The organism is Nonomuraea endophytica, assembly GCF_014203235.1.
Classification (GTDB): Bacteria; Actinomycetota; Actinomycetes; order Streptosporangiales; family Streptosporangiaceae; genus Nonomuraea; species Nonomuraea endophytica.
In genome coordinates this window covers 221430-241968 of sequence record NZ_JACHIN010000014.1, presented here as the reverse complement: position 1 = coordinate 241968, position 20539 = coordinate 221430, and the positions used below count along the sequence as shown (strand labels likewise).

20 protein-coding genes are annotated in these 20539 nt (G+C 70.5%); 10 read left to right on the top strand and 10 right to left on the bottom strand.

What is annotated here, in order from left to right; all coding sequences use genetic code 11:
- Positions 1–21 precede the first annotated feature (21 nt).
- Positions 22–399, top strand: coding sequence for a cupin domain-containing protein (locus HNR40_RS41020; RefSeq protein ID WP_184971352.1), 378 nt, complete (start codon positions 22–24; stop codon positions 397–399).
- Positions 400–843: 444 nt separating this feature from the next.
- Here HNR40_RS41020 and HNR40_RS41015 read toward each other — a convergent pair whose 3' ends face one another.
- Complete coding sequence (locus HNR40_RS41015; protein WP_246510173.1) at positions 844–1599, bottom strand: iron-sulfur binding domain-containing protein; 756 nt, start codon at positions 1597–1599, stop codon at positions 844–846.
- A 195-nt stretch (positions 1600–1794) separates the two neighbouring features.
- Here HNR40_RS41015 and HNR40_RS41010 point away from each other — a divergent pair, with 195 nt between their 5' ends.
- Positions 1795–2478: a hypothetical protein gene (locus HNR40_RS41010; protein ID WP_184971350.1), complete on the top strand. Its 684-nt coding sequence runs from the start codon at positions 1795–1797 to the stop codon at positions 2476–2478.
- Positions 2479–3006: 528 nt separating this feature from the next.
- Here the strand turns inward: HNR40_RS41010 and disA are convergent.
- The 6 genes from disA to HNR40_RS40980 form a co-directional block, all read right to left on the bottom strand.
- The gene (gene disA, locus HNR40_RS41005; protein ID WP_184971346.1) at positions 3007–4092 is read right to left on the bottom strand and encodes a DNA integrity scanning diadenylate cyclase DisA; all 1086 of its coding nucleotides are present in this window, start codon (positions 4090–4092) and stop codon (positions 3007–3009) included.
- A 40-nt stretch (positions 4093–4132) separates the two neighbouring features.
- Positions 4133–5530: a DNA repair protein RadA gene (gene radA / locus HNR40_RS41000; protein ID WP_184971344.1), complete on the bottom strand. Its 1398-nt coding sequence runs from the start codon at positions 5528–5530 to the stop codon at positions 4133–4135.
- Positions 5531–5540: 10 nt separating this feature from the next.
- Entirely contained in the window at positions 5541–7784 is a 2244-nt protein-coding gene (locus tag HNR40_RS40995; protein WP_184971342.1) for a M20/M25/M40 family metallo-hydrolase, read from the bottom strand.
- Between the two features lie 73 nt (positions 7785–7857).
- The gene (gene trxA, locus HNR40_RS40990; RefSeq protein ID WP_184971340.1) at positions 7858–8163 is read right to left on the bottom strand and encodes a thioredoxin; all 306 of its coding nucleotides are present in this window, start codon (positions 8161–8163) and stop codon (positions 7858–7860) included.
- Positions 8160–8525, bottom strand: coding sequence for a MerR family transcriptional regulator (locus HNR40_RS40985; RefSeq protein WP_184971339.1), 366 nt, complete (start codon positions 8523–8525; stop codon positions 8160–8162). The genes trxA and HNR40_RS40985 overlap by 4 nt, the downstream gene beginning before the upstream one ends.
- Positions 8526–8559: 34 nt before the next feature.
- Positions 8560–9258: a class I SAM-dependent methyltransferase gene (locus tag HNR40_RS40980; protein ID WP_184971337.1), complete on the bottom strand. Its 699-nt coding sequence runs from the start codon at positions 9256–9258 to the stop codon at positions 8560–8562.
- Positions 9259–9315: 57 nt separating this feature from the next.
- Between HNR40_RS40980 and HNR40_RS40975 the strand changes: the two genes are divergently transcribed.
- The 7 genes from HNR40_RS40975 to HNR40_RS40945 all read left to right on the top strand — a co-directional run bounded on the left by HNR40_RS40975 (position 9316) and on the right by HNR40_RS40945 (position 16030).
- Positions 9316–10125, top strand: coding sequence for a sugar phosphate isomerase/epimerase family protein (locus HNR40_RS40975; protein ID WP_184971335.1), 810 nt, complete (start codon positions 9316–9318; stop codon positions 10123–10125).
- Positions 10122–10880, top strand: a complete 759-nt coding sequence (locus tag HNR40_RS40970) for a class I SAM-dependent methyltransferase (protein WP_184971333.1) — start codon at positions 10122–10124, stop codon at positions 10878–10880. Before HNR40_RS40975 ends, HNR40_RS40970 begins: the two co-directional genes overlap by 4 nt.
- A complete protein-coding gene (locus tag HNR40_RS40965; RefSeq protein WP_184971331.1) occupies positions 10877–11458 on the top strand; it encodes a TetR/AcrR family transcriptional regulator in 582 nt (193 codons plus the stop codon). Before HNR40_RS40970 ends, HNR40_RS40965 begins: the two co-directional genes overlap by 4 nt.
- Before the next feature lie 148 nt (positions 11459–11606).
- Entirely contained in the window at positions 11607–13709 is a 2103-nt protein-coding gene (locus tag HNR40_RS40960; RefSeq protein ID WP_184971328.1) for a (Fe-S)-binding protein, read from the top strand.
- Positions 13710–13899: 190 nt separating this feature from the next.
- Positions 13900–14652, top strand: coding sequence for a hypothetical protein (locus tag HNR40_RS40955; RefSeq protein ID WP_312896700.1), 753 nt, complete (start codon positions 13900–13902; stop codon positions 14650–14652).
- A complete protein-coding gene (locus HNR40_RS40950) occupies positions 14649–15710 on the top strand; it encodes a glycosyltransferase (RefSeq protein ID WP_312896699.1) in 1062 nt (353 codons plus the stop codon). Before HNR40_RS40955 ends, HNR40_RS40950 begins: the two co-directional genes overlap by 4 nt.
- A gap of 38 nt (positions 15711–15748) precedes the next feature.
- Entirely contained in the window at positions 15749–16030 is a 282-nt protein-coding gene (locus HNR40_RS40945; protein ID WP_184971324.1) for a metal-sensitive transcriptional regulator, read from the top strand.
- A gap of 450 nt (positions 16031–16480) precedes the next feature.
- Here HNR40_RS40945 and HNR40_RS40940 read toward each other — a convergent pair whose 3' ends face one another.
- Positions 16481–17977, bottom strand: a complete 1497-nt coding sequence (locus HNR40_RS40940; protein WP_184971322.1) for a hypothetical protein — start codon at positions 17975–17977, stop codon at positions 16481–16483.
- A gap of 60 nt (positions 17978–18037) precedes the next feature.
- Positions 18038–18577 (bottom strand): gamma carbonic anhydrase family protein, encoded by a 540-nt coding sequence (locus HNR40_RS40935; protein WP_184971320.1) that lies wholly within the window; start codon positions 18575–18577, stop codon positions 18038–18040.
- Positions 18578–18711: 134 nt separating this feature from the next.
- On the opposite strand from HNR40_RS40935, the gene HNR40_RS40930 reads away from it, so the two are divergent.
- Positions 18712–19794, top strand: coding sequence for a DivIVA domain-containing protein (locus HNR40_RS40930; RefSeq protein ID WP_184971318.1), 1083 nt, complete (start codon positions 18712–18714; stop codon positions 19792–19794).
- A gap of 21 nt (positions 19795–19815) precedes the next feature.
- Here HNR40_RS40930 and HNR40_RS40925 read toward each other — a convergent pair whose 3' ends face one another.
- Positions 19816–20385 carry an ASCH domain-containing protein gene (locus tag HNR40_RS40925; protein ID WP_184971316.1) on the bottom strand — a complete coding sequence of 190 codons (570 nt, stop codon included), beginning with the start codon at positions 20383–20385 and terminating at the stop codon, positions 19816–19818.
- Positions 20386–20539: the final 154 nt, after the last annotated feature.

The following is a 20539-nucleotide window of genomic DNA, read 5'->3' as shown; positions in this document are numbered from 1 at the left end:
ATTTTACATGAGGAGCGCGCCATGACAGTAGTTCGCAACGCCGACGCCCGCGTGACCGAGACGCCCGGAGGCGTCATGACCACCCTGGCCTCGCCGACGCTGGGCGGTGCCAGCCGTTCGCTGTGGCGGGTGGAAGTCAAGCCGGGCGGGCAGGGGCCGCTGCACGACTTCGACGTCGAGCAGGTGTGGACCTGGATCACCGGGAGTGCCACGGTGTCGCTGGGTGAGGAGACGTTCACGGTGGCGGCCGGTGACACCGTGATCATGCCGGCGCGTACGGCTCGCCAGATCGTTGCCGACGCCGCCGAGGGCTACACCGCCGTGGTGACCGCACCGGGCGACGCCCATGCCTTTGGAGCCGACGGCAAGGAGTTCGGCACCCCGGCCTGGATCGTCTGACCCCCGCCAGAAGGCCGCCCGGGAAACTGGGCGGCCTTCACGCATTCCACGCGCTCCGCGCCTGCCGCCCCTTCACGTGCTCCGCCCCTTCACGTGCTCCACCCCTTCACGCGCTCCGCCCCTTCCGGCGCTTCGCCCCGTCCGGCCCTCACGAGGGTCACATCCTCGACACGGCCGGTCTCCACCTGGCGCGCCCGCACCCCAGAAGCATGCGCCGCACTTGGGCGGCCATCAGCCATCGGCTACAGGTCACGCTGGGGCGGATCTCATCTGGGCGGTGTCCGGTTCGGGGGCTGGGGGGCAGGGGCGCCCAGGCGGCGGACGGTTCTCGGGCATGACGGGCCCGGTTGGCAGGCCACATGACCGGCCCGGTGGTAGGCCGTGGGGCTCGGGGGCTTCGAGTGCGTCGGGCTGGGACTGTCCGTGCGGTGTCCGGGGCGGGGGTTAGGTGGGGAGTTGGTAGGTGCCGTCGGGTAGGTGTTCGGCTAGGCCGTCGGTGATGAGGCCGTCCAGGGCGCGTTCGCGTTGGACGTGGTCGTCCCAGACCGCGTCCAGGGCCACCTTCGGGACGGGGCCGTGGGCGGCGCGGAGGACGGCCAGGAGGCGGCCGCGGCATTGGCGGTCGGTTCCGGCGTACGTCTGGCCTTTGCGGGCTGGGCCGTCGTGGGCTGGTTTGCCGGTGAGGCGCCATGTGCACAGGTTGGAGATCGGGCAGTCGGCGCATTTGGGGCTGCGGGCCGTACAGACCAAGGCGCCCAACTCCATGACGGCCACGCCCCAGCGGGGCGCGCCCAGGGCGGGCAGGAGGGCTTCGGCGAGGCGGCGCTCGGCGGCGGAGGTGGCGGTCGGCGGGTATTCATCGCCGCGCACGGCCCGCGCGAACACGCGGCGGACGTTGGTGTCCAGGACGGCGTGGCGGCCCCCGAAGGCGAAGCTGGCCACGGCTGCGGCTGTGTATTCGCCAATGCCGGGGAGGGCCAGCAGCGTCGCGTGGTCGGAGGGGACCTCGCCGCCGTGCTCGTCCGCGATGGCCTTGGCGCACGCGTGCAGGCGCAGCGCGCGGCGCGGATAGCCGAGGCGGCCCCAGTGGCGCACGGCCTCGCCGGGCGGTTCGACGGCCAGGGCCTTGGGGGTGGGCCAGCGTTGCATCCACTCGTGCCAGATCGGGAGCACCCGGACGACCGGCGTCTGCTGCAGCATGATCTCGCTCACCAGCACACCCCACGGCGTCGCGTCATCGGCGCGCCAGGGGAGGTCTCGGGCGTTCTCGGAATACCACTCCAGAACGGGGGTGTGGAGGAGGATCGGCTCGATCACCCGCCTTAGCGTACGCGGAAAGGGCCGTTGACGGCGTGTCGTCACCCTCGGTGGCCACAGAATTACCATGCTGTGCGTATGGATTCGGATGCGATGCGTGGCGATGGCGGCGACGTCTACTGGCGTCGGCGCATGAGCGTGCTGGTCGGCGTGCTGGTGGTGGTCGCCGTCGTGGCGTGGGCGTGCTCCAGCGGCGCCAGCGGTCCGCAGCGGACCTCCAGCGCGCAGACCGCGACGAGCAGCGGTCCGCCCGCGGCCGATCCGCTTCTGGCCGGCTTGCGTACCCTCGCTCTCGGTACGGCCAGCCCAAGCCCCACCCCGTCCCCCACCAAGAACCCCGCCACCACGGCCCCGGCCAAGGTGAAACGCCCCGGTGCGCCGTGCGAGGAGACCGACCTGGTCCTCAACCTGCAGGGCAGGCAGGACGTGTACGCCTCCGGCGCCATGCCCAACCTGATGGCCACCCTCGTCAACACCGGCCAGGTCATGTGCACGACCGACGTGGGGCCGCGGGCCATGGAGATCCGCATCACGTCCGGCGAGGACCGCATCTGGTCCACGGCCGACTGCGTGAGCGGGGAGACGGGCACGGCGCAGGAGTTGGAGCGGGGGATCCCGTTCGTGCGCACGGTGGACTGGGACCGCAAACGCTCCCGTACCGAATGCACCGCCAAGGGCCCCACCGCCCTCCCCGGCACCTACGTGGCCGTCGCCCGCCTGGGCAAACTAAAAAGCCCCCTAGTCGTCTTCCACCTCCGCTAACCCCGACAACCCTCGGAACCCACGACACAACACACCCGGGCAAGCAAGGCGCGGGGCAGCGGTAAGACGCGGTTCGGCCCGAGTCGTGCGCCCGAGGCAGCGGCGGTTACAGAGAGTCGGCCTGTGGCCGGTGGGGATCGCTGGGTTGCCGGGAACCCGGGAAGCAAGGGTCCTCAGGGGAAACCCGGGAAGGCCCCAGGTTGTCCGGAGAACCCGGGAGGCGCCGGGGCGGTGGGGTGGGGGTCGGTGGTGATCCGGCGCCTTGGACGGCGGCCGGGTGGGCCACGCCGCGGGCCAAGGGCGGAGTTGTAGCGGCGAGCACCCCGTGAGCCCTCACGACCATCGCTCGACGGGCGCCCAGGGGGACGGCGGGACGGGTTAGTGGGCTTGCCGTAACAGACACAAGCCGAACAGACACAAGCCGAACAGACACAAGCCGAACAGACACAAGCCGTCAGAGAACGCGCGGCGCAAAAGCGGCGCCGAGAGAGCTGCCGCGCGGGACGGAAACGACAGAAGAAGGATCAGTCACACATAGCGCTCTAGGATGCTGGACTCGGCGAGGCGGGAGAGGCCCTCGCGGACGCTGCGGGCGCGGGACTCGCCGACGCCGCCCACCGCCTGAAGGTCGTCGATGCTGGCCGCCAGCAGCTTCTGGAGGCCGCCGAAGTGGTCCACCAGGCGGTCGACGACCGTGGCGGGCAGGCGGGGGACCTTGGCCAGCAGGCGGAAGCCGCGCGGGCTGACCGGGCTGTCGAGGGTTTCGTTGCCGCTGTGGCCCAGGACGTGGGCGACGGCGGACAGGTCGAGGAGTTCGCTGCCGGTGAGGTTGTCGAGGGAGTGGAGCGATTCGGCGAAGTTGCGGTGGCGGCGGCCGGCGGGAGCTGGGAGGTAGTCGCGGACGACGAGCTCGCGTTCTGAGTCGACTCCGGCCACCAGTTCGTCCAGTTGCAGGGAGAGCAGGCGGCCGTCGGTGCCGAGTTCGACGACGTAGCCCTTGATCTCGTCGCTGATGCGGCGGACCATCTCCAGTCGCTGCGCCACCGCTGCCACGTCGCGTACGGTCACCAGGTCTTCGATCTCCAGGGCCGACAGGGTGCCGGAGACCTCGTCGAGGCGGTGTTTGTAGCGTTCGAGCGTGGCCAGCGCCTGGTTGGCGCGGGACAGGATGGCGGCCGACTCCTCCAGGACGTAGCGGATGCCGTCGAGGTAGAGGGCGATGATGCGCATGGACTTGCTGATCGCGATGATCGGCAGGCCGGTCTGGCGGGCCACGCGCTGGGCGGTGCGGTGGCGGGTGCCGGACTCGTCGGTGGGGATGGAGGGGTCGGGCACGAGGTGGACGGCGGCGCGGACGATCTTGTCTTCGTCGTGGTGGACGACGATCGCGCCGTCCATCTTGGCCAGTTCGCGCAGGCGGGTCGGGGAGAACTCGACGTCGAGCAGGAACCCGCCGCTGCACAGGTCTTCGACCGAATCGTTGTAGCCCAGCACGATCAGGCCGCCGGTCTGCCCGCGCAGGATCCGCTCCAGGCCGTCGCGCAGCTGTGTGCCCGGCGCCACTGCGGCCAGGGCTTCGCGACGGCGGTCGTCAAGACTCCTGTCGTTTGGCACCTGACCCCCGTGTAGATACGTCAACTTCAGCTTAGCGGGGCTATGTGACGTGTGTGAGTGCGTCCCACACGTTCTCAGCCTGGACGACTTCGAACCCGGGCGCGAACGACACCGGCCCGACCGGCACCAGCGAGCGCTGGCCGGCGCGCTTGTTGCCGGATTCTTCGAGCGATCCGGCGGGCACGAGCGCGCGGGTGAAGCCGAGCCGCGCGGCTTCGGTGAGCCGCCTCCGGACGTCCTTGACCGGCCGCAGCTCCCCGGCCAGCCCGACCTCGCCGAGAGCGACCAGACCGGACGGCAGCGGCTTGTCACCCGCTGCACTGGCCACGGCGAGCATAACGGACAAATCCACCGCAGGGTCAGCGATTTTCAGCCCGCCGACCGTGGCGGTGAAGACGTCGCACCCGCCCAGCTTGGCGTTGAGCCTGCGTTCGAGTACGGCCAGCACCAACTGCACCCGGTAGGAGTCGAGCCCCGAGGTGGTGCGCCGGGGCTGCTGCGCCTCGGTGCGCGCGACCAGCGCCTGGACCTCGGCGGGCAGCGGCCGGGTGCCCTCGACGGTCACGGTCACGCAGGTGCCGGGGACGGGCTTGCTGCGCTGGGAGACGAACAGCCCGGTGGGGTCGGTGATGCCCTCGATGCCACGCTCGTGCAGGTCGAAGCAGCCCACCTCGTCGGTCGGGCCGAAGCGGTTTTTCACCGCGCGCACCAGGCGCAGCCGCGAGTGGCGGTCGCCCTCGAAGTTGAGCACCACGTCGACGAGGTGCTCCAGCGTGCGGGGCCCGGCGATCGAGCCGTCCTTGGTGACGTGGCCGACCAGCACGGTCGCCATGTTGCGTTCCTTGGCCAGCCGGACCAGGTTTGCCGCGACCTCGCGCACCTGGGTGACGCCGCCGGGCACGCCGGTGGCCTGCGCCGAGCCGATCGTCTGCACCGAGTCGACCACGAGGAAGCGCGGCTGGACCTTCTCCACGTGGGTGACCAGCGCGGACAGCTCGGTCTCCGCGGCGAGGTAGAGGTTGTCGCGCAGCGCCCCGATGCGGTCGGCGCGCATCCTGACCTGCGCAGCCGACTCCTCGCCCGTGACATAGAGGACGGTGGCGCGCTGGGCGATGGACGCGGCGGCCTCCAGCAGCAGTGTGGACTTGCCGATGCCGGGCTCGCCGGCCAGCAGGATGACGGCGCCGGGCACGACGCCGCCGCCGAGGACCCGGTCGAGCTCGCCCACGCCGGTGGTGCGCGCGGTCGCGAGCTCGGCCTTGACCTCGCCGATCGGTACGGCCGGCCCCGTGGTGGCCCCGGCCCGCACCACGTGGACGCCCTTGGCGCCCTCCTCGTCGACCGTGCCCCACGCCTGGCACTCGCCGCAGCGGCCGACCCACTTGAGCGTGCGCCAGCCGCACTCGGTGCAGCGATAACCCGTCGCAGTCTTGGCCATGCGGAGCAGGCTAGCGGGCGGGGGCGACAATCTTTGTGAGGAAGGCGGTCGTGCGCGGCCGGACCTGCACACTGCCTTCCGGAACCCGGTATCCGGGGATCACCGACATGTCGTACTCCTGCTGGTAGACGCGTATCTTGGCCTCGCCCGCGCGGAGCGTCAGCGTGACCTCCACCCCGCCGGCGGGCGGCGCGTGGAAGGCGAACCCGACGCGCTCGCCCAGCTCGCGCCCCGCCACGGTCATCTTCGGCCGCTGTCCCTCGACCTCCAGCCCCACCATCGGCGCCGCCCCGGACGGGGTGAGGCGGAGCGTCATGGTCCTGACGCCGCCGGAGGTCGTGTCCTTGAGCACGGCCAGTTCGGGCGCGCGCAAGGGGGCGACGGGCGCCCGGCTCGTGGCCATGCCCGGCCCGCCGAAGAACCGGACGCTGTCGGCGCTGTCGCCGCCCGGTCGTCCCCAGCGCGCCTCGCCGGTGCCGGTGTCGATCGCGTAGGCGACGCGTTCCTGGCGCGGGTGGGCGGGGTCGAAGCGGTCCGCGAACAGTCCCGCCGCGATCAGCGCCACCGCCGCCACGGCCAACCCCGGCAATACGGTACGGCCCGGCGGCCGCGCCACCACGGGCAGCGCCAGCAGCAGCAGGAGCGCGAAGTGCGGAGCCGACAGCATGCCGCCGATGCCCAGCCCGATGTCCAGCGAGGTCAGCGCGGTGCCGCCGAGCATGACCGCCGCCGGCGCCAGCCCGATGGTCAACGCCACGACCCCGCCCCGCGGCACCATCAGGGAAACCAGCCACCCGAGCGCCGCGAACAACGCCGGCCAGGCGAACACGTGCGACCCGCCGGGCAGCAACAGGGCCGACACCAGCCCGAGCAAGGCGACCAGCAGCAGTCCGCCGGCGGCAAGCCCACCAAGCACCCGCCCGTCAAACCCACGCCCGTCCAGTACCTGCCCGTCAAGCACCTGCCCGTCAAGCGCCCGCCCGTCAAGCGCCCGCCCGTCCCGCCCACGCGCCTTCATCGACCGGCGGCGCGACAGCGATGCGCACGCCAGCACGATCGCCGCCGTGAACACCAGCAACGCCGCCCAGTACAACCAGGGCCGGTAAGGATCCCCGGTGAACATCATCGTGTAGTCAGGCCGCAGTAGCCCCAGCAGCGGCCACAGCGCGTATCCCCAGGCCCCGGCCAGCACCACGGTCACCAGGGACACCCCCAGCCCGGCAAGAGCCCGGGGCCAGCTCACCAGCCCCCGCCGCCGCACCACGAACACCACGGCCAGAGCCACCACGAAGGAAAGCCCGGCAACCGGGAGCTCCAGCCACCCCGGATACCTGACCAGCATCCCGGGCACGGTGAAGAACACCGACTCGCCGGCGGACGCCAGCCCGCCCAGGTCCCGGGACCCCAGCGCCGAAGCCACGGCCAGCGTGTTGTCGCCCATCTGCTGCAGGCTGCCCCGGTCCAGGTGGGCGGGGTCGTCGAGCGGGGTGTGGTAGTAAGCGCCGCCGCCGACGAACGCCGAGTCCAGCCCCATCCACCGGGCCTGGTCGAAGACGTGGAAGTCGGTGTTGTTGGGCAGCAGGCCCATCAGGGAGGCGAAGGCGGAGTCCGCCGCGGGGTGCGGGGCGGCGGTGCCGTACACGTCGATGAGGCCACCGGAGGAGCGGAACATCTGCACGGTGCCGCGCACACCGCGGGCCTCGTGGTTGAGGACGACGACGGGGCCGTCGAAGCGGTTCTGCCGCGCGAAGGACTCGGCGCCGAGCAGTCCGGCCTCTTCGCCGTCGGTGAGCAGGACGACGACGTCGTTGCGGAGCTTCGGCGGCAGGGTGCGGGCGACCTCGAGGACGGCGGCGATCCCGGCGCCGTCGTCGGCTGCGCCGGGAGCGCCGGGTACGGAGTCGTAGTGGGCGGCCAGGATGATCCGGCCGGTGGAGGCGGTGCCGGGGCGGGTGGCGACGACGTTGCGCACCCGGCCCACGGCCGTCGTGCCCGCGTAGGGCAGGGGCAGCACGCCGACGCCCTCCTGGACGCGGGTGTCGAAGCCGAGCGACTTCAGCCGGGCGACGAGGTGCTCGCGGACGCGGTCGTTCGCGGGCGAGCCCGTGGGGTGCGGTTCCCTGGCGACCGCCCGCACGTCCTCGAAGGCGCGTGCGGCGCTGAAGTCCGTGGCACCGCTCCCGGGCGGCGCCAGGTCGAACATCGTGACCGCCACCAGCACGGCCAGCGCGAGAAGGCTGAGAACTCGGCTCATGACCGGCCACGTTAGGGCCGTCACTCAGCGGAGCGGATCGCTCGCGATGACGATCCGAACTACACAAAAGGGACTACGCGAGGCCCAGTTCGCGCTCAAGCAGCCGCTTGGGCTTGGCGCCGATGACCTGCTTGACCGGCTCCCCGTTCTCAAAAAGGATCATGGTCGGAATGCTCATCACCCCGAAGCGCGCCATGATCTGCGGGTGCTCGTCGGTGTTGAGCTTGCCGATCGCCAGACCGTGCGTGGCCTCGATCTCCTCCAGCACGGGCGCGACCATACGGCAGGGGCCGCACCATTCGGCCCAGAAGTCCACGAGCACCGGCTTGTCGCTCTTCAGTACCTGCTCGTCGAAGTTGTCGGTGGTGAGCGTGATCATTTCTCTCCCTTGAAGACACATCCGGAACACAGTTGCGCGGCCACCTCGGCGCGGCGGGCGAGCAGTGTGCGGATCTCGGAGTCGATCTCCTCCAGCTTGCGGCGGTAGACCTCGACCGATCCGGCGCACTCGCCGCCGGAGGAGTGGCCGGAGCGCAGGCACTCGACGAACGGACGGGCGTCGTCCAGCGTGAAACCGTTGGTGAGCAGCGTGCGGATCTCGCTGACCAGCCGGACGTCGTCCTCCTGGTACTCGCGATAGCCGTTGGCGGCGCGCCGGGCGCTGATCAGGCCGTGCTGCTCGTAATAGCGCAGTGACCTGGTGCTCACGCCCGCCCGTCTGGCCAGTTCACCGATCCGCATGTGTCCACGCTAAACGTTGACACCAACGTCAATGTCAATAGGTACGCCACCGCAGCACGTTCGGATACGCCACTTCCAGCCCAGGAGTCTCTTTGATCGCCTCGGCGGCCACCTCCGGCGTGAACTCGATGCGCAGCACCGCCTCCAGGTCGGCCCGGCGCTCGAAGGACATGCGCAGGTCGAGGGGACGGCGCAGCCAGCCCTGCCGGGTCCAGAAGGTCTCGACGGCCGTGGGGTTGTAGCCGGGCACGGTTCGCTGGAACCAGCGGCCGAAGTCGCCCCTGGTGGCGTCCAGGTCGACGACGAAGGCGGCGCCGCCCCGCCGTACCACGCGGTCGAGTTCGCGCAGGCCCGGCTCGCAGCCGGGACCGAAGAAGTACGCCCAGCGCGCGATCACGACGTCCACGCTCGCGTCGGGCACCGGCAGGCTCTGGGCTGTGGCGCGGTGCACCTCGACGCCGGCCAGGCCCGCGCAGCGCCGCAGGGCCAGCTTGACCAGGTCGCCGTGCGGCTCCACGCCGATCACCCGGGCGGACTCCGCGGCGAGCGCGGGCAGGTGGTAGCCGGTGCCGCAGCCGATGTCGAGCACGACCGCGCCGTCCCGCGGACGGATCTCCCGCATCGCCGCGTCCGCCGCGCCATCGGGGTCGACGGCGCGGTTCTCCAGCTCGTAGACCTGCGGCGTGTGCCAGATGTTGGGGCTCGGGATGGCACCGTGGGCAATGCGTGACATGCGTCAACCGTAGGCGCATGCGCCACGCCGCAGCCTCACCCCGCTTAGGCTGGCAACGTGGCTGACGTCATCCGCGTGCCCAATGCGAAGATCGCATTGTCCACTGCTTCGGTATATCCGGAACGCACACCCGATGCGTTCGAACTGGCCGCGCGCCTGGGCTACGACGGCGTCGAGATCATGGTCGGCGCCGACCCGGTGAGCCAGGACATCGACGTGATCGAGCGGCTTTCGCAGCACTACGAGGTGCCCGTGCTGGCCATCCACGCGCCCTGCCTGCTGGTCACCCAGCGTGTCTGGGGGCGCGATCCGTGGGCCAAGCTGGTCAGGGCGCAGAAGGCCGCCGAGCGGCTGGGCGCGCAGACCGTCGTGGTGCATCCGCCGTTCCGCTGGCAGCGCGACTACGCTCGCGACTTCGAGACGGGTCTGGCGCGCATGCGCGAGGAGACCGACATCATCTTCGCCGTGGAGAACATGTTCCCGCTGCGCGCCCGTGGCAACGACGTGGTGCCGTACTCGCCCGACTGGAACCCGGTCGACTACGACTTCCCGCATGTCACGCTCGACCTGTCGCACACCGCGGTCTCCGGCTCCGACGCGATGGAGATGGCGACCAAGCTGGGCGACCGGCTCGCCCACCTGCACCTGGCCGACGGCCTCGGCACGACCAACAAGGACGAGCACCTGGTGCCGGGTCGCGGCAACCAGCCGTGCGCGCCGATGCTGGAGCGCCTGGCCAGGAACGGCTACGACGGCCTGGTCGTGCTGGAGATCAACACCCGCAAGGCGGCCTCGCGGACCGAGCGGATCGACGACCTCGCCGAGGCGCTCGCCTTCGCCCGGCTGTTCCTGGCGGCGCGCACATGATCGAACGTGAGCTCGGCAGCATGTTCGACCGGGTCGCCGAGGCCTACGACGCGGCCCGCCCGCACTACCCCGACGAGGTCTACGGGGCGGTTTCCGAGATCACCGGGATCGAGCTCGCGGGCGCGACGGTCGTGGACGTCGGCGCGGGCACCGGCATCCTGACGCGTGCCCTGCGGGCCCGCGGCGCGCGGGTGCTGGCCGTGGATCCGGGCGCGGAAATGCTCTCCTACCTCGTCTCCCGCCTCTCCGGTACGGCCGGCGTGGCCGCCGTGGTCGCGGACGGCAACGCGTTGCCCGTGGGCGACGCCAGCGCCGACCTGGTCACCTATGCCCAGTCGTGGCACTGGCTGGACCCGGCGGTCTCGATCGCCGAGGCCCGGCGGGCGCTGCGCCCCGGCGGCGCGATCGCGGCCTGCTGGAACCTCGCCGACGCCCGCCAGGCCGAGTGGCTGGCCGACCACGAGGCGCGGCTGTCGGCCGAGGCGCCGCGCTACTGGGGCCCGGCGCACGAGAAGTGGACGGTGCCGCCGATCGCGGCTGCCTTCGAGGTGGTCGAGGAGCGCTGGATCCCGTGGAACCGGCTGGTCGGCATCGAGGAGTTCCTGCTCGACCTGCGCTCGCACTCCTACATGGCGGCGCTGTCGGCCGAGCTGGCCGACGAGCTGGTGGAGCGCCGCCGCGGCGAGCTCAGGCGGGCCTTCCCCAACGGCATGCTGAGCGTGCCGATGCGCGTCTACCTGGCGGTGGGGAGATGACCGTCAAACGGCGTCCCGGCCGCCGGCCGGGCTCCGTGGACACGCGGGGCGAGATCCTCGCCGCGGCCAGGACGGTCTTCGCCGAGAAGGGCTTCGACAAGGCGACGGTACGCGGCATCGCCAGGCAGGCGCAGGTCGATCCGGCGCTGGTGCACCACTACTTCGACACCAAGGAGGGCATGTTCGCCCAGGCCATGCACCTTCCGATCAACCCGGAGGAGGTGGTTCCGGCGATCCTGGAGGGCCCGCGTGAAGAGGTGGGCGAGCGGATGGTCCGCCTGTTGCTCAAGCTGACCTCCGAGGACTCGGCCCGCCAGCCGGTGATCGCGCTGCTGCGTTCGGCGATGACCAACGAGGCGGCGCTGGTGATGCTGCGGGAGTTCATGACCAACGCGGTGCTCTTCCGGGTGGCCGACGGGCTGGGCGTGCCGCACCTGCGGATCGAGGCGGCCTTCGCCCAGATGTTCGGGCTGGTGATGGCGCGCTACGTGCTGCAGCTGGAGCCCCTGGCGTCCGCTGACGACGAGGAGCTGGTGGAGCTGGTGGCGCCGACGATTCAGCGCTATCTCACAGGCTAGAGCATTGTTCTAGAAGGCGGGTTGACCTTAGGGTGGGTCGCGTTGGGCCCGGAATGTTACTCGTGGGTAGGATTCTGGGGAGACCTGGTCATTGCGTGGATGACCGGCAACCGTACGCTGGCAGCCAACGCCGTCTGTGGGAGGACCTGTGCTCTGGGTAGCCGTGCTCGCGCTCGTCATGACCGTGGCGGCGGTGGCCGTCGCGGGCCGCAGGGCCCTGTTCCTGTTCAAGCTCGCGACCGTCGGACCACCGGCCCCCGAACGCATCGAGTACGCCAGGACTCACGTACCCGATGAGCTCAAGGCCCAGATCGTCGAGGTCTTCGGGCAGAAGAAGCTGCTGAAGTGGACGCCGTCCGGCGTGGCGCACTTCTTCGTCATGTGGGCCTTCTTCATCCTGCTGACCGTCTACATCGAGGCGTACGGCGGGATCGTCCAGGGCGCCATCACCGGGCGGCCGAACTTCCACATCCCGCTGATCGGGCAGTGGTCGGCGCTCGGCTTCCTGCAGGACTTCATCGCGGTGGCCTGTGTGCTCGGGCTCATCGCGTTCGCGGTCATCCGGATCAAGAACTCGCCGAAGACGCTTGGCCGCAAGTCCCGCTTCTCCGGTTCGCACCTGGGCGGCGCCTGGCTCGTCCTGTTCATGATCTTCAACATCATCTGGACGTTGTTCCTGGCGCGTGGTGTCGCCTCGGCGAACGGCAACCTGCCGTACACCGGCGGCGCTTTCGTCTCGATCGCGCTCGGAAAGGTCCTGCCCGCCAGCGCTCTGCTGGAGGAGATCGCGCTGCTCCTGCACATCGGCTTCATGCTGGTGTTCCTGGTCATCGTGGTGAACTCCAAGCACCTGCACATCTTCACCGCGCCGCTGAACGTGCTGTTCTCGCGCCGCCCCGACGGCCTGGGCGCCGCTTCCGAGCTGCGGGTGGACGGCAAGCTCGTGGACTTCGAAGACGAGGACCTGGACCCGGAGAAGCTCGGCCGGGGCAAGATCGGCGACACGACGTGGAAGGGCTTCCTCGACTTCTACTCCTGCACCGAGTGCGGACGTTGCCAGTCGCAGTGCCCGGCGTGGAACACCGACAAGCCGCTGTCGCCGAAGATGCTGATCCTCGACCAGCGCGACCACGCCTTCAAGGTCGCCCCCTATCTGCTGCAGGGCGCCGACACCAGCCACGCCGACACTGACGTGCTCGCGCTGCTGGAGAAGCCGCTGGTCGGCGAGGAAGGCATCATCCACCCCGACGTGCTGTGGTCGTGCACCAACTGCGGCGCCTGCGTCGAGCAGTGCCCGGTGGACATCGAGCACATCGACCACATCCTCGACATGCGCCGCTACCAGGTGATGGTCGAGTCGTCGTTCCCGTCCGAGGCGGGGGTGATGGTGAAGAACCTGGAGAACAAGGGCAACCCGTGGGGCATGTCCGAGATGAAGCGGGCCGACTGGATCGAGGAGCTCGACTTCGAGGTCGAGCTGGTCGAGGACAAGATGCCCGAGGACGCCGAGTACCTCTTCTGGGTCGGCTGCGCCGGCGCGCTGGAGGACCGGGCCAAGAAGACCACCAAGGCCGTCGCCGAGCTCCTGCACATCGCGGGCGTGAAGTTCGCCGTGCTCGGCCCGATGGAGGCCTGCACCGGTGACCCGGCCCGCCGCCTGGGCATGGAGTACCTCTTCAACATGCTCGCCCAGCAGAACATCGAGACGCTGAAGGAGGCCGGGGTCAAGAAGATCGTGGCCACCTGCCCCCACTGCTTCAACACGCTGGCCAACGAGTACCCGCAGCTCGGCGGCACCTTCGAGGTCGTCCACCACACCCAGCTGCTGTCGCACCTGGTCGACACCGGCAAGCTCACCCCGGTCACGCCGATCGAGGAGAAGATCACCTACCACGACCCGTGCTTCCTCGGCCGCCACAACAAGGTCTACTCCCAGCCCCGCGACATCATGTCGAAGGTGCCCGGCGTGCAGACCCAGGAGATGCACCGGCACAAGGACCGGGGCTTCTGCTGCGGCGCCGGCGGCGCCCGCATGTGGATGGAGGAGCGCATCGGCAAGCGCATCAACACCGAGCGCGTGGACGAGGCGCTGACCACCAACCCGGACACGGTCTCGACCGCCTGCCCGTTCTGCATGGTGATGCTCGGCGACGCCATCAACGAGAAGAAGAACAGCGGCGAGGCGAAGGAGTCGCTGGAGGTCGTGGACGTGGCGCAGCTCTTGATCAAGTCGGTCAAGGGCACGTCCTGACGCGGGAAAGTCGGACTCCTTCACTGCCCTTGTGGAGGAGTTTCGCACGTCAGACCGGTCAAGCGCCGGAAATCCGCCATCCACATAACGGGAAAATCACGGTAACCTCAACGTCGCATGGCTTCATTCGACGGGGAGGGGGCTCGCGATGCGCGTCGTCGTCACAGACGCGGAAGTCACTCTGGCTGACGTGCTCTCCCTGCGACTCGCGATCGACGACCCGCTCGATGAAGGCACCGAACTGGTGCTGCGCCATCGGGGAACGGGCGTCGAGCGCGACGTGGTGCTCGGCAAGCCGGGAGGCAGGTCGCGCGAGGCCACGCTCGCGGTGTCGCTGGCGCCGCTGGGCCTCATCGCCGGCAGATGGGACGCCTACCTGCGCCACGACGGCGCCAGGACCAGGCTCAGGAGCGTGGATCCCGGCTTTTCGCTGGACCACCTCGACACCTACGCGCTGTGCAAACGCACCTTCGCCTACCGCTCCTACCGCACGCGCAACGGCTTCCTCGCGCTCAAGATCGACGAGGCGGAGCCGGTGGCCGAGGTGCGCTCGGTGTGGTTCAGGGAGGGCCGGTTCGAGGTGATGGGCCTGCTCGCCTACACCGGCCTGGACGACGACGACGCCCGCCACGAGGCCAGTCTCGCGCTGCGCCGCAGGCAGTCGGCCGCGCACCTGTCCGCGCGGGCCACCGTCCAGGGCGTGCGCTTCCACGCCGCGATCTCCCTCGTGGACGTCATCGCCGCCGACCCGGAGGCCTCCGGCACCTGGGAGCCGTCCCTGGAGGTCGAGGGGCTGCCGGAGCCGCTGCGGCTGGGCTCGCGGCTCGACGACGTGGACGGCAAACGCCGCCGCCTGCACTATCCCGCGACCAAGGTGGACGGCGTGCCCGTCCGGCCCTGCTACACCGCGGACGACGAACTGCGGATCGAGGTGGGCGGGTGAAGGTCAGCCTGATGCTCCCCTCCGCGTACGGCATGCGCGGCGACATCCGGTCCACGCTCAACCTCGCCAGCGCCCTGGCCGAGCGGCACGAGGTCGAAGTGATCAGCATCAGGCGGCAGAAGGAGAAGCCCTTCTTCCCGGTCGGCTCCAAGGTCAGGCTCCGCTCGGTGGTGGACGTCCGGCCGGGCGTCAGGCATCTGTTCCCCAGCGGGCAGATGCGCACGGAGGTGGCCCTGTGGCGCACGTTGCGCGGACTGAAGAGTGATGTTCTGATCACGACGCGGCCAGGATTGTCTGTCCAGGCCGCCAGGTACGGCCCGCGCGAGATCCTCCGCATCGCCCGCGAATGGGGCCGGCCGTCGGTGCCCGCCCCGGTGCGCAAGTTCTACCCCCGGCTCGACGCGGTCGTCACGGCCACCGAGTCGGCGCGGGAGGAGTGGACGCGGCTGGTCGAGGGTGGGCCGAAGGTGCTGGCCGTACCGGACGCGCTGCCCCGTGGGCCGTGGCCGCGCTCGCGGATGGACAACCGGATCGTGGCGGCGGGTGGACGGTGGGTGCCGGCCAAGGCGTACGACCGGTTGATCAGGGCGTTCGCGATGGTGGCCGACAAGCGTCCGGACTGGCGGCTGCGGCTCTACGGTGGCGGGCCTGAAGAACGGCGGCTGCGGGCGCTGGTGCGCGAGCTGGATCTGCACAACCACGTCTACTTCATGGGCACGACGCCCGATCTGGCCGGCGAGTTCGCCAAGGCGTCGATCGTGGCCACGACCTCGCGTACCGAGGACCTGGGGATGACCGTGCTGGAGGCGATGGGCTGCGGGGTGCCCGTGGTGGCCTTCGACGGGGCCAGAGGGCCGAGCGAGTTCGTGGCGACCGGCTACAACGGGGTGCTCGTGCCCGAGGGCGAGGAGCAGATGTTCGCCGCGGCCCTGCTGGCGCTCATCGACGACGAACGGCGGCGCCGTTCGCTGGCCGCCGGGGCGCTGGAGACGACCGCCCGCCACTCCGCCGACGGCGTGGGCGAGCAGTGGGAGAAGCTGATCAGCGAACTTCGCTGAACGCGGCCCGTCATACCGCTTACGGGTACCGTAGGACCATGCATGGGTACAGCGGAGACAAGCAGGCCTACCTCACGCGGCTGCGCCGGGTCGAGGGCCAGATCAGGGGCCTCCAGCGCATGGTGGAGGACGACGCCTACTGCATCGACATCCTCACACAGGTCTCCGCCGCCACGCGGGCGCTTCAGGCCGTGGCTCTCGGGCTGCTGGAGGAGCACATCTCGCACTGCGTGGCCGACGCGATCAACACAGGGGGACCTGAGGCGGACGCGAAGGTGAAGGAGGCGTCCGCGGCCATCGCGCGTCTGGTTCGCTCCTAGTCGAAGTGACTAGTCCTGTCACTGCGGTCCCGGACCCCTGGGGAGTCCGGGACTAGGTCTTTGTATCGGCCCATTTCAGTGACTCGCTGAAGTCCGCAATCCGAGCGCGTCGTCGAGCTCGGCCAAGGTGAGTCGCCGGTCGCTGATTGCCACGGCGGTCAGCACCTCGGCGTAGAGTGCAATCTCGTCCAACGCGACACGATCGTGGACCCGAGAGTCCAGGTCATCGTGCCCCACCGCGTCGTCCTTCCTTCCGCAGCCCACACCCTCTACGAGGTTACGGCCCGGGGCCCTTCAGGCGACATGGCCCATCGGGGTCATTCCTTTCTGTACCGCCGGGCCCCATCAGGATCATTTCCCGTTTCAGAGATCACAATTCAGCCAATGTCCGGTTGTTCAGGAGAAAGAACGATATAGGGGGAGTAAGAGAGAAATTACGGTATTAGTGGTTTAGGGGTGGATGTCGTCGCGCTCGTGCACGAGCCTGCGGACGATCGCCCGCGCCCCCGCCAGACCTTCCTCCGGCAGCCGCGCCCCCGTCAGCCTGCACCACGTCAGCCCCGTCGCGTACGCCGCGCCCAGCACCGCAGCCGCCGAACCCCTGTCCGGCGGGGCCACCAGGACCCCGCGCGCCGTCGCCGGCGAGGTCGCGCGCTCCGGCCAGCCGCCCGTCGCCCCCGTCCACAGGAACGCCGGTACGGCGAAGCCGTCGGGCTCGGTGTGCTCCCCGTACTCGGCGACATGCGCGGTGAGCTCGGCGTAGGCGTTGCGGACCCGGTGGTCCAGCCAGTTGTGCAGCCGATCGCCCGCGCCCGGCAGATCGGTCAGGAAGGACGCCGCCGCCCTCGGCGCGTCGGAGGTGAACGCCAGGGACTCCACCAGGTCGTAGACCGTGTGCCGGAAGGCGGTGCCGGGGTCGGTGTCGGGCAGGATCCACCTGGCCAGGTCGGCGGGGACGCGGGCCAGCCACGCCCGCCGTACCGTGTCGTCGCCCCTCAGCGCCGCGGCGTGGTCGAGGGCGGGCTGGTGGAGCAGGGGCTTGAGCATGGCCAGCAGCGCGTGGGCGCGGGGGGCGAAGCGCGGGTCGTCGGCCAGGATCTGCGCGGTGTCGGCCATGAGGGCCACCAGCCGCAGCCCGGCCTTTTCCGGGGTGTCCTTCGCATTCCGCGCACCGCCGGTCGGTCCTGCGCCGCCGCCGTGGGAGTGCTCGGTGGTGCCATAAGCGGAGTGGTGACCAGATGTCGAGTGGCCGGGGCCCGTGTGCCAGGGGTAGGGGGCGGACAGTGGGGGGTCGGATCGGCCGGTGGCGCGTACGCGCTCGGCGTACAGCGTGACCAGGGCCTCCAGGGACGGGCGGGTGAGCCAGCGGACCCACTCGTCGCCGGGCAGGGGCCGCCGCAGGTACTCGCCGAAGATGGTGAGCAGGCGCTCGTTGCCGTCGAACGCGGGCGCGTACGCGCACCACATGATCGTGCCCCAGACAGCGGCCACCGTGCTCGGGACGTCGGCGGCGAAGACGTCCCTGAAGGAGGTCAGCGGGTAGTCGAGCTCCGACTTGCGGCCCGCGCGGCGCAGCAGGACCCGGACCTCCTCGGTGAGGCCCGGGTGCACGTCGGGGCCGATGAAGGCCTGGGTGGACCCGTCGGGGCCGATGAAGTCGGCGCCGGTGGGCAGCAGGACGGGGTTCAGGACCGGCGAGCCGTGGCGGCCGGCGCGGACGGGCAGGCCGCGCGGCGGGGCGGCCAGGTGCCAGCGGCCGTCGGCGGGGTCGTGGAGGTACCAGCGGGCGTGGGCGCCGAAGAGCCAGCGGCCGCCGTCGGGGGTGACGACCGTCGTGGTGGCCAGCGCCTCGGCCCTGAGGTGATCGGGGAGCCCGGCCCAGCGGGGGTTCGCCACGAGCGCGCGCACGTCCGCTTCGACGGCCGAGAAGGGGTCCAAGGGGTGCACGGCGGCAATCGTACTTCGCCGGTCAGCCACGGACGGAGGCAATAGGGGGCAGAATGTCCGTTATGACGATCGGAGGGGGGACGCCGAACGGTGTCTGATCGCCTTGGCCATATAGGAATCCGGGGTACGCGCGAACGTGTCCCTGTCGTCGTCGGTGAGCTCGCGCACGACCTTGCCGGGGACGCCTGCCACGAGCACGCCCGGCGGGATCCTCTTGCCCGGCCCGACCAGCGCGCCGGCCGCCACGAGGGTGCCCGCGCCGACCCGGGCGCCGCCGAGCACGATGGCGCCGATGCCGATCAGGGCGCCGGTCTCGACGTACGCCCCGTGGACCATCGCCTTGTGGCCCAGGCTGACCCGCGGCTCCAGGATCGCCGGCTCTCCCGGATCGGAGTGCAGGCAGCAGAGGTCCTGGACGTTGCACTCCTCCCCGATCTCGATCCGCTCGTCGTCTCCACGCAGGACGGATCCGTACCAGATGGACGCCGCCCGGCCCACGCTGACGCGGCCCACGACGACGGCCCCTGGCGCTATGTACGCCTCGGGATGAATGTCCGGAACTGCCCCGTTGTCCAACGCTGCTATGTACACCCGGGACATCGTAATTCCTGCCCCAGGTGTGGCGTTCCGGTTGCGGACGTGGGCAGATGGCAGGAAAGTCGATTCCTGACGTCTCGTCGTCAGACACTCACAAATTGCAGTCCCCCGCCTCACGCAGACCATAGGTAACCCCCATGAAAAACCAGCACGAGAGCATCCCCGATCTGATGCAAGAGGACACCTTCGAGGTCGTGATGCGCGGCTACAACCGCCGTCAGGTCCACGACTACATGATGAGAACCCGCAATCAAATCCGAGATCTCGAAGAGCGGCTGGCACGGGCGATCGACCAGGCGGAACAAGGTCGCATCGAACTCGCCGAGGCCAGGCGGCGCATGGTCGAGGCGCCGCAGAGCTACGAGGACCTGAGCCCGCGCCTGGCGCAGATCCTCAAGCTGGGCGAGGAGGAGGCGGCGGCCAAGAAGGAGGACGCCGCCAGCGAGGCCGCCAGCGTGCGGGAGAGCGCCAGGTCGGAGTCCGACCGCATGGTCACCTCGGCCCGCGAGACCGCCGACAACATCCTGACCTCGGCCCAGGCCGAGGCCGAGCGCCGCGTGGGCGAGGCCACCTCGGCCGCCGAGCGCATGCTGGCCCAGGCCGGCTCTGACGCGGAGGAGACCCTGACCACCGCACGGGCCGAGGCCGAAGAGGCCCTGCGCGATGCCAGGTCGGAGGCCGACCGCGCGGTGACCGCGGCCACCACGGAGTCCGAGCGCCTGGTCGAAGGGGCGCAGGCCGAAGCCGAGCGGACCATGAACTCGGCCAGGACCGAGGCGGAGCAGACGCTCGACACGGCGCGTGCCGAGGCCGAGTCCACGCTGACGGCCGCGCAGCAACGGGCCGCCTCGCTGGACGAGCACGCCGGGCGCCGGGTCAGCTACCTCACCGACACCCACGGCGAGGTGGTACGCCGCTTGACCGAGATCAGTTCGGTGCTGGGCGACCTGATGCGCAGCGAGTCGGCCGCCGGGCCGCTGCTGGAGGGGCCGCCGGCCGTTCCGGCTGACGAGGCGCTCACGCTTCCCGCCCGGGAGACGCCCGCGGCTCAGGACGTGGTCACGTTCCCGGCTCAGGACGAGCCCGCCGTACCCTCGCAGGAGGACGTGCGGGTGATCGTGGCGGACTCGATCGAGGAGCCCCAGCCCCAGCCCCAGCCCCAGCGTGGGAGTGACGACACGGACGTCAACATCGGCGGGCTGACCGACGTGCGCAAGTGATCGACGGTGTCGCGGGCCCCGCTACGGCGGGGCCGGCGTCATGTCCAGGTACGCCCGTCCGCGCGGTGAGATGCGGTAGCCGGTTTCCAGGCTGATGGTGAGGCCGAGGTTCTTGAGCTTGCGGACATTGATCTTGAACTCGCGCAGTTCCTGGCCGATCTCGGGGGCGAGGTCGCCGGCCCGCACTCCTGGGCGCTCGGCGATGAGGCGGAGCGTGGGCAGCGCCCAGGGGCCGAAGCGGGTCAGCCGGGTGCGCAGGCCGGCGAGGTCGTCCGGGGAGAGCTCGGCGGATTCGGCGAGCGCGTCGCGCGGGTCGCTCGCGTCGGCGAGGTGGAACACGACGCGGTGGATCGGGTCGTCGCCCCGGGCGTCGAGGTCGCGGCGGAGCGTCGCGGCGTCGGGGAAGCCGGCGGCGCGGGCGTCGGCGTCGGTGATGTCGGTGACCACCTCGACCGAGGAGACGCCGGCGATGCGGCCGTCGCCCATGCGGTAGCGGCCGCCGGGCCTGACCTGGCTGCGTTTCCAGCGCCGGAAGGCGAGCGTGATGGTGCCGTCGGCGATTCCTTCGCGCAGGCGCTGTTCGAACAGCATGCCTTCGACGCTACTCCGTGGGCGGAAGCCTCCGCCCCCGATAGGGTCGGAGGCTTCCGCGACCTTGGCCCCGTTTTGGCGGCCCCGTTTTGGTGGCCCGGTGCCGGAGCCGCCGAGACGCTGGACCCGGCACCGGGCTGCTCGTGTCGCCCGA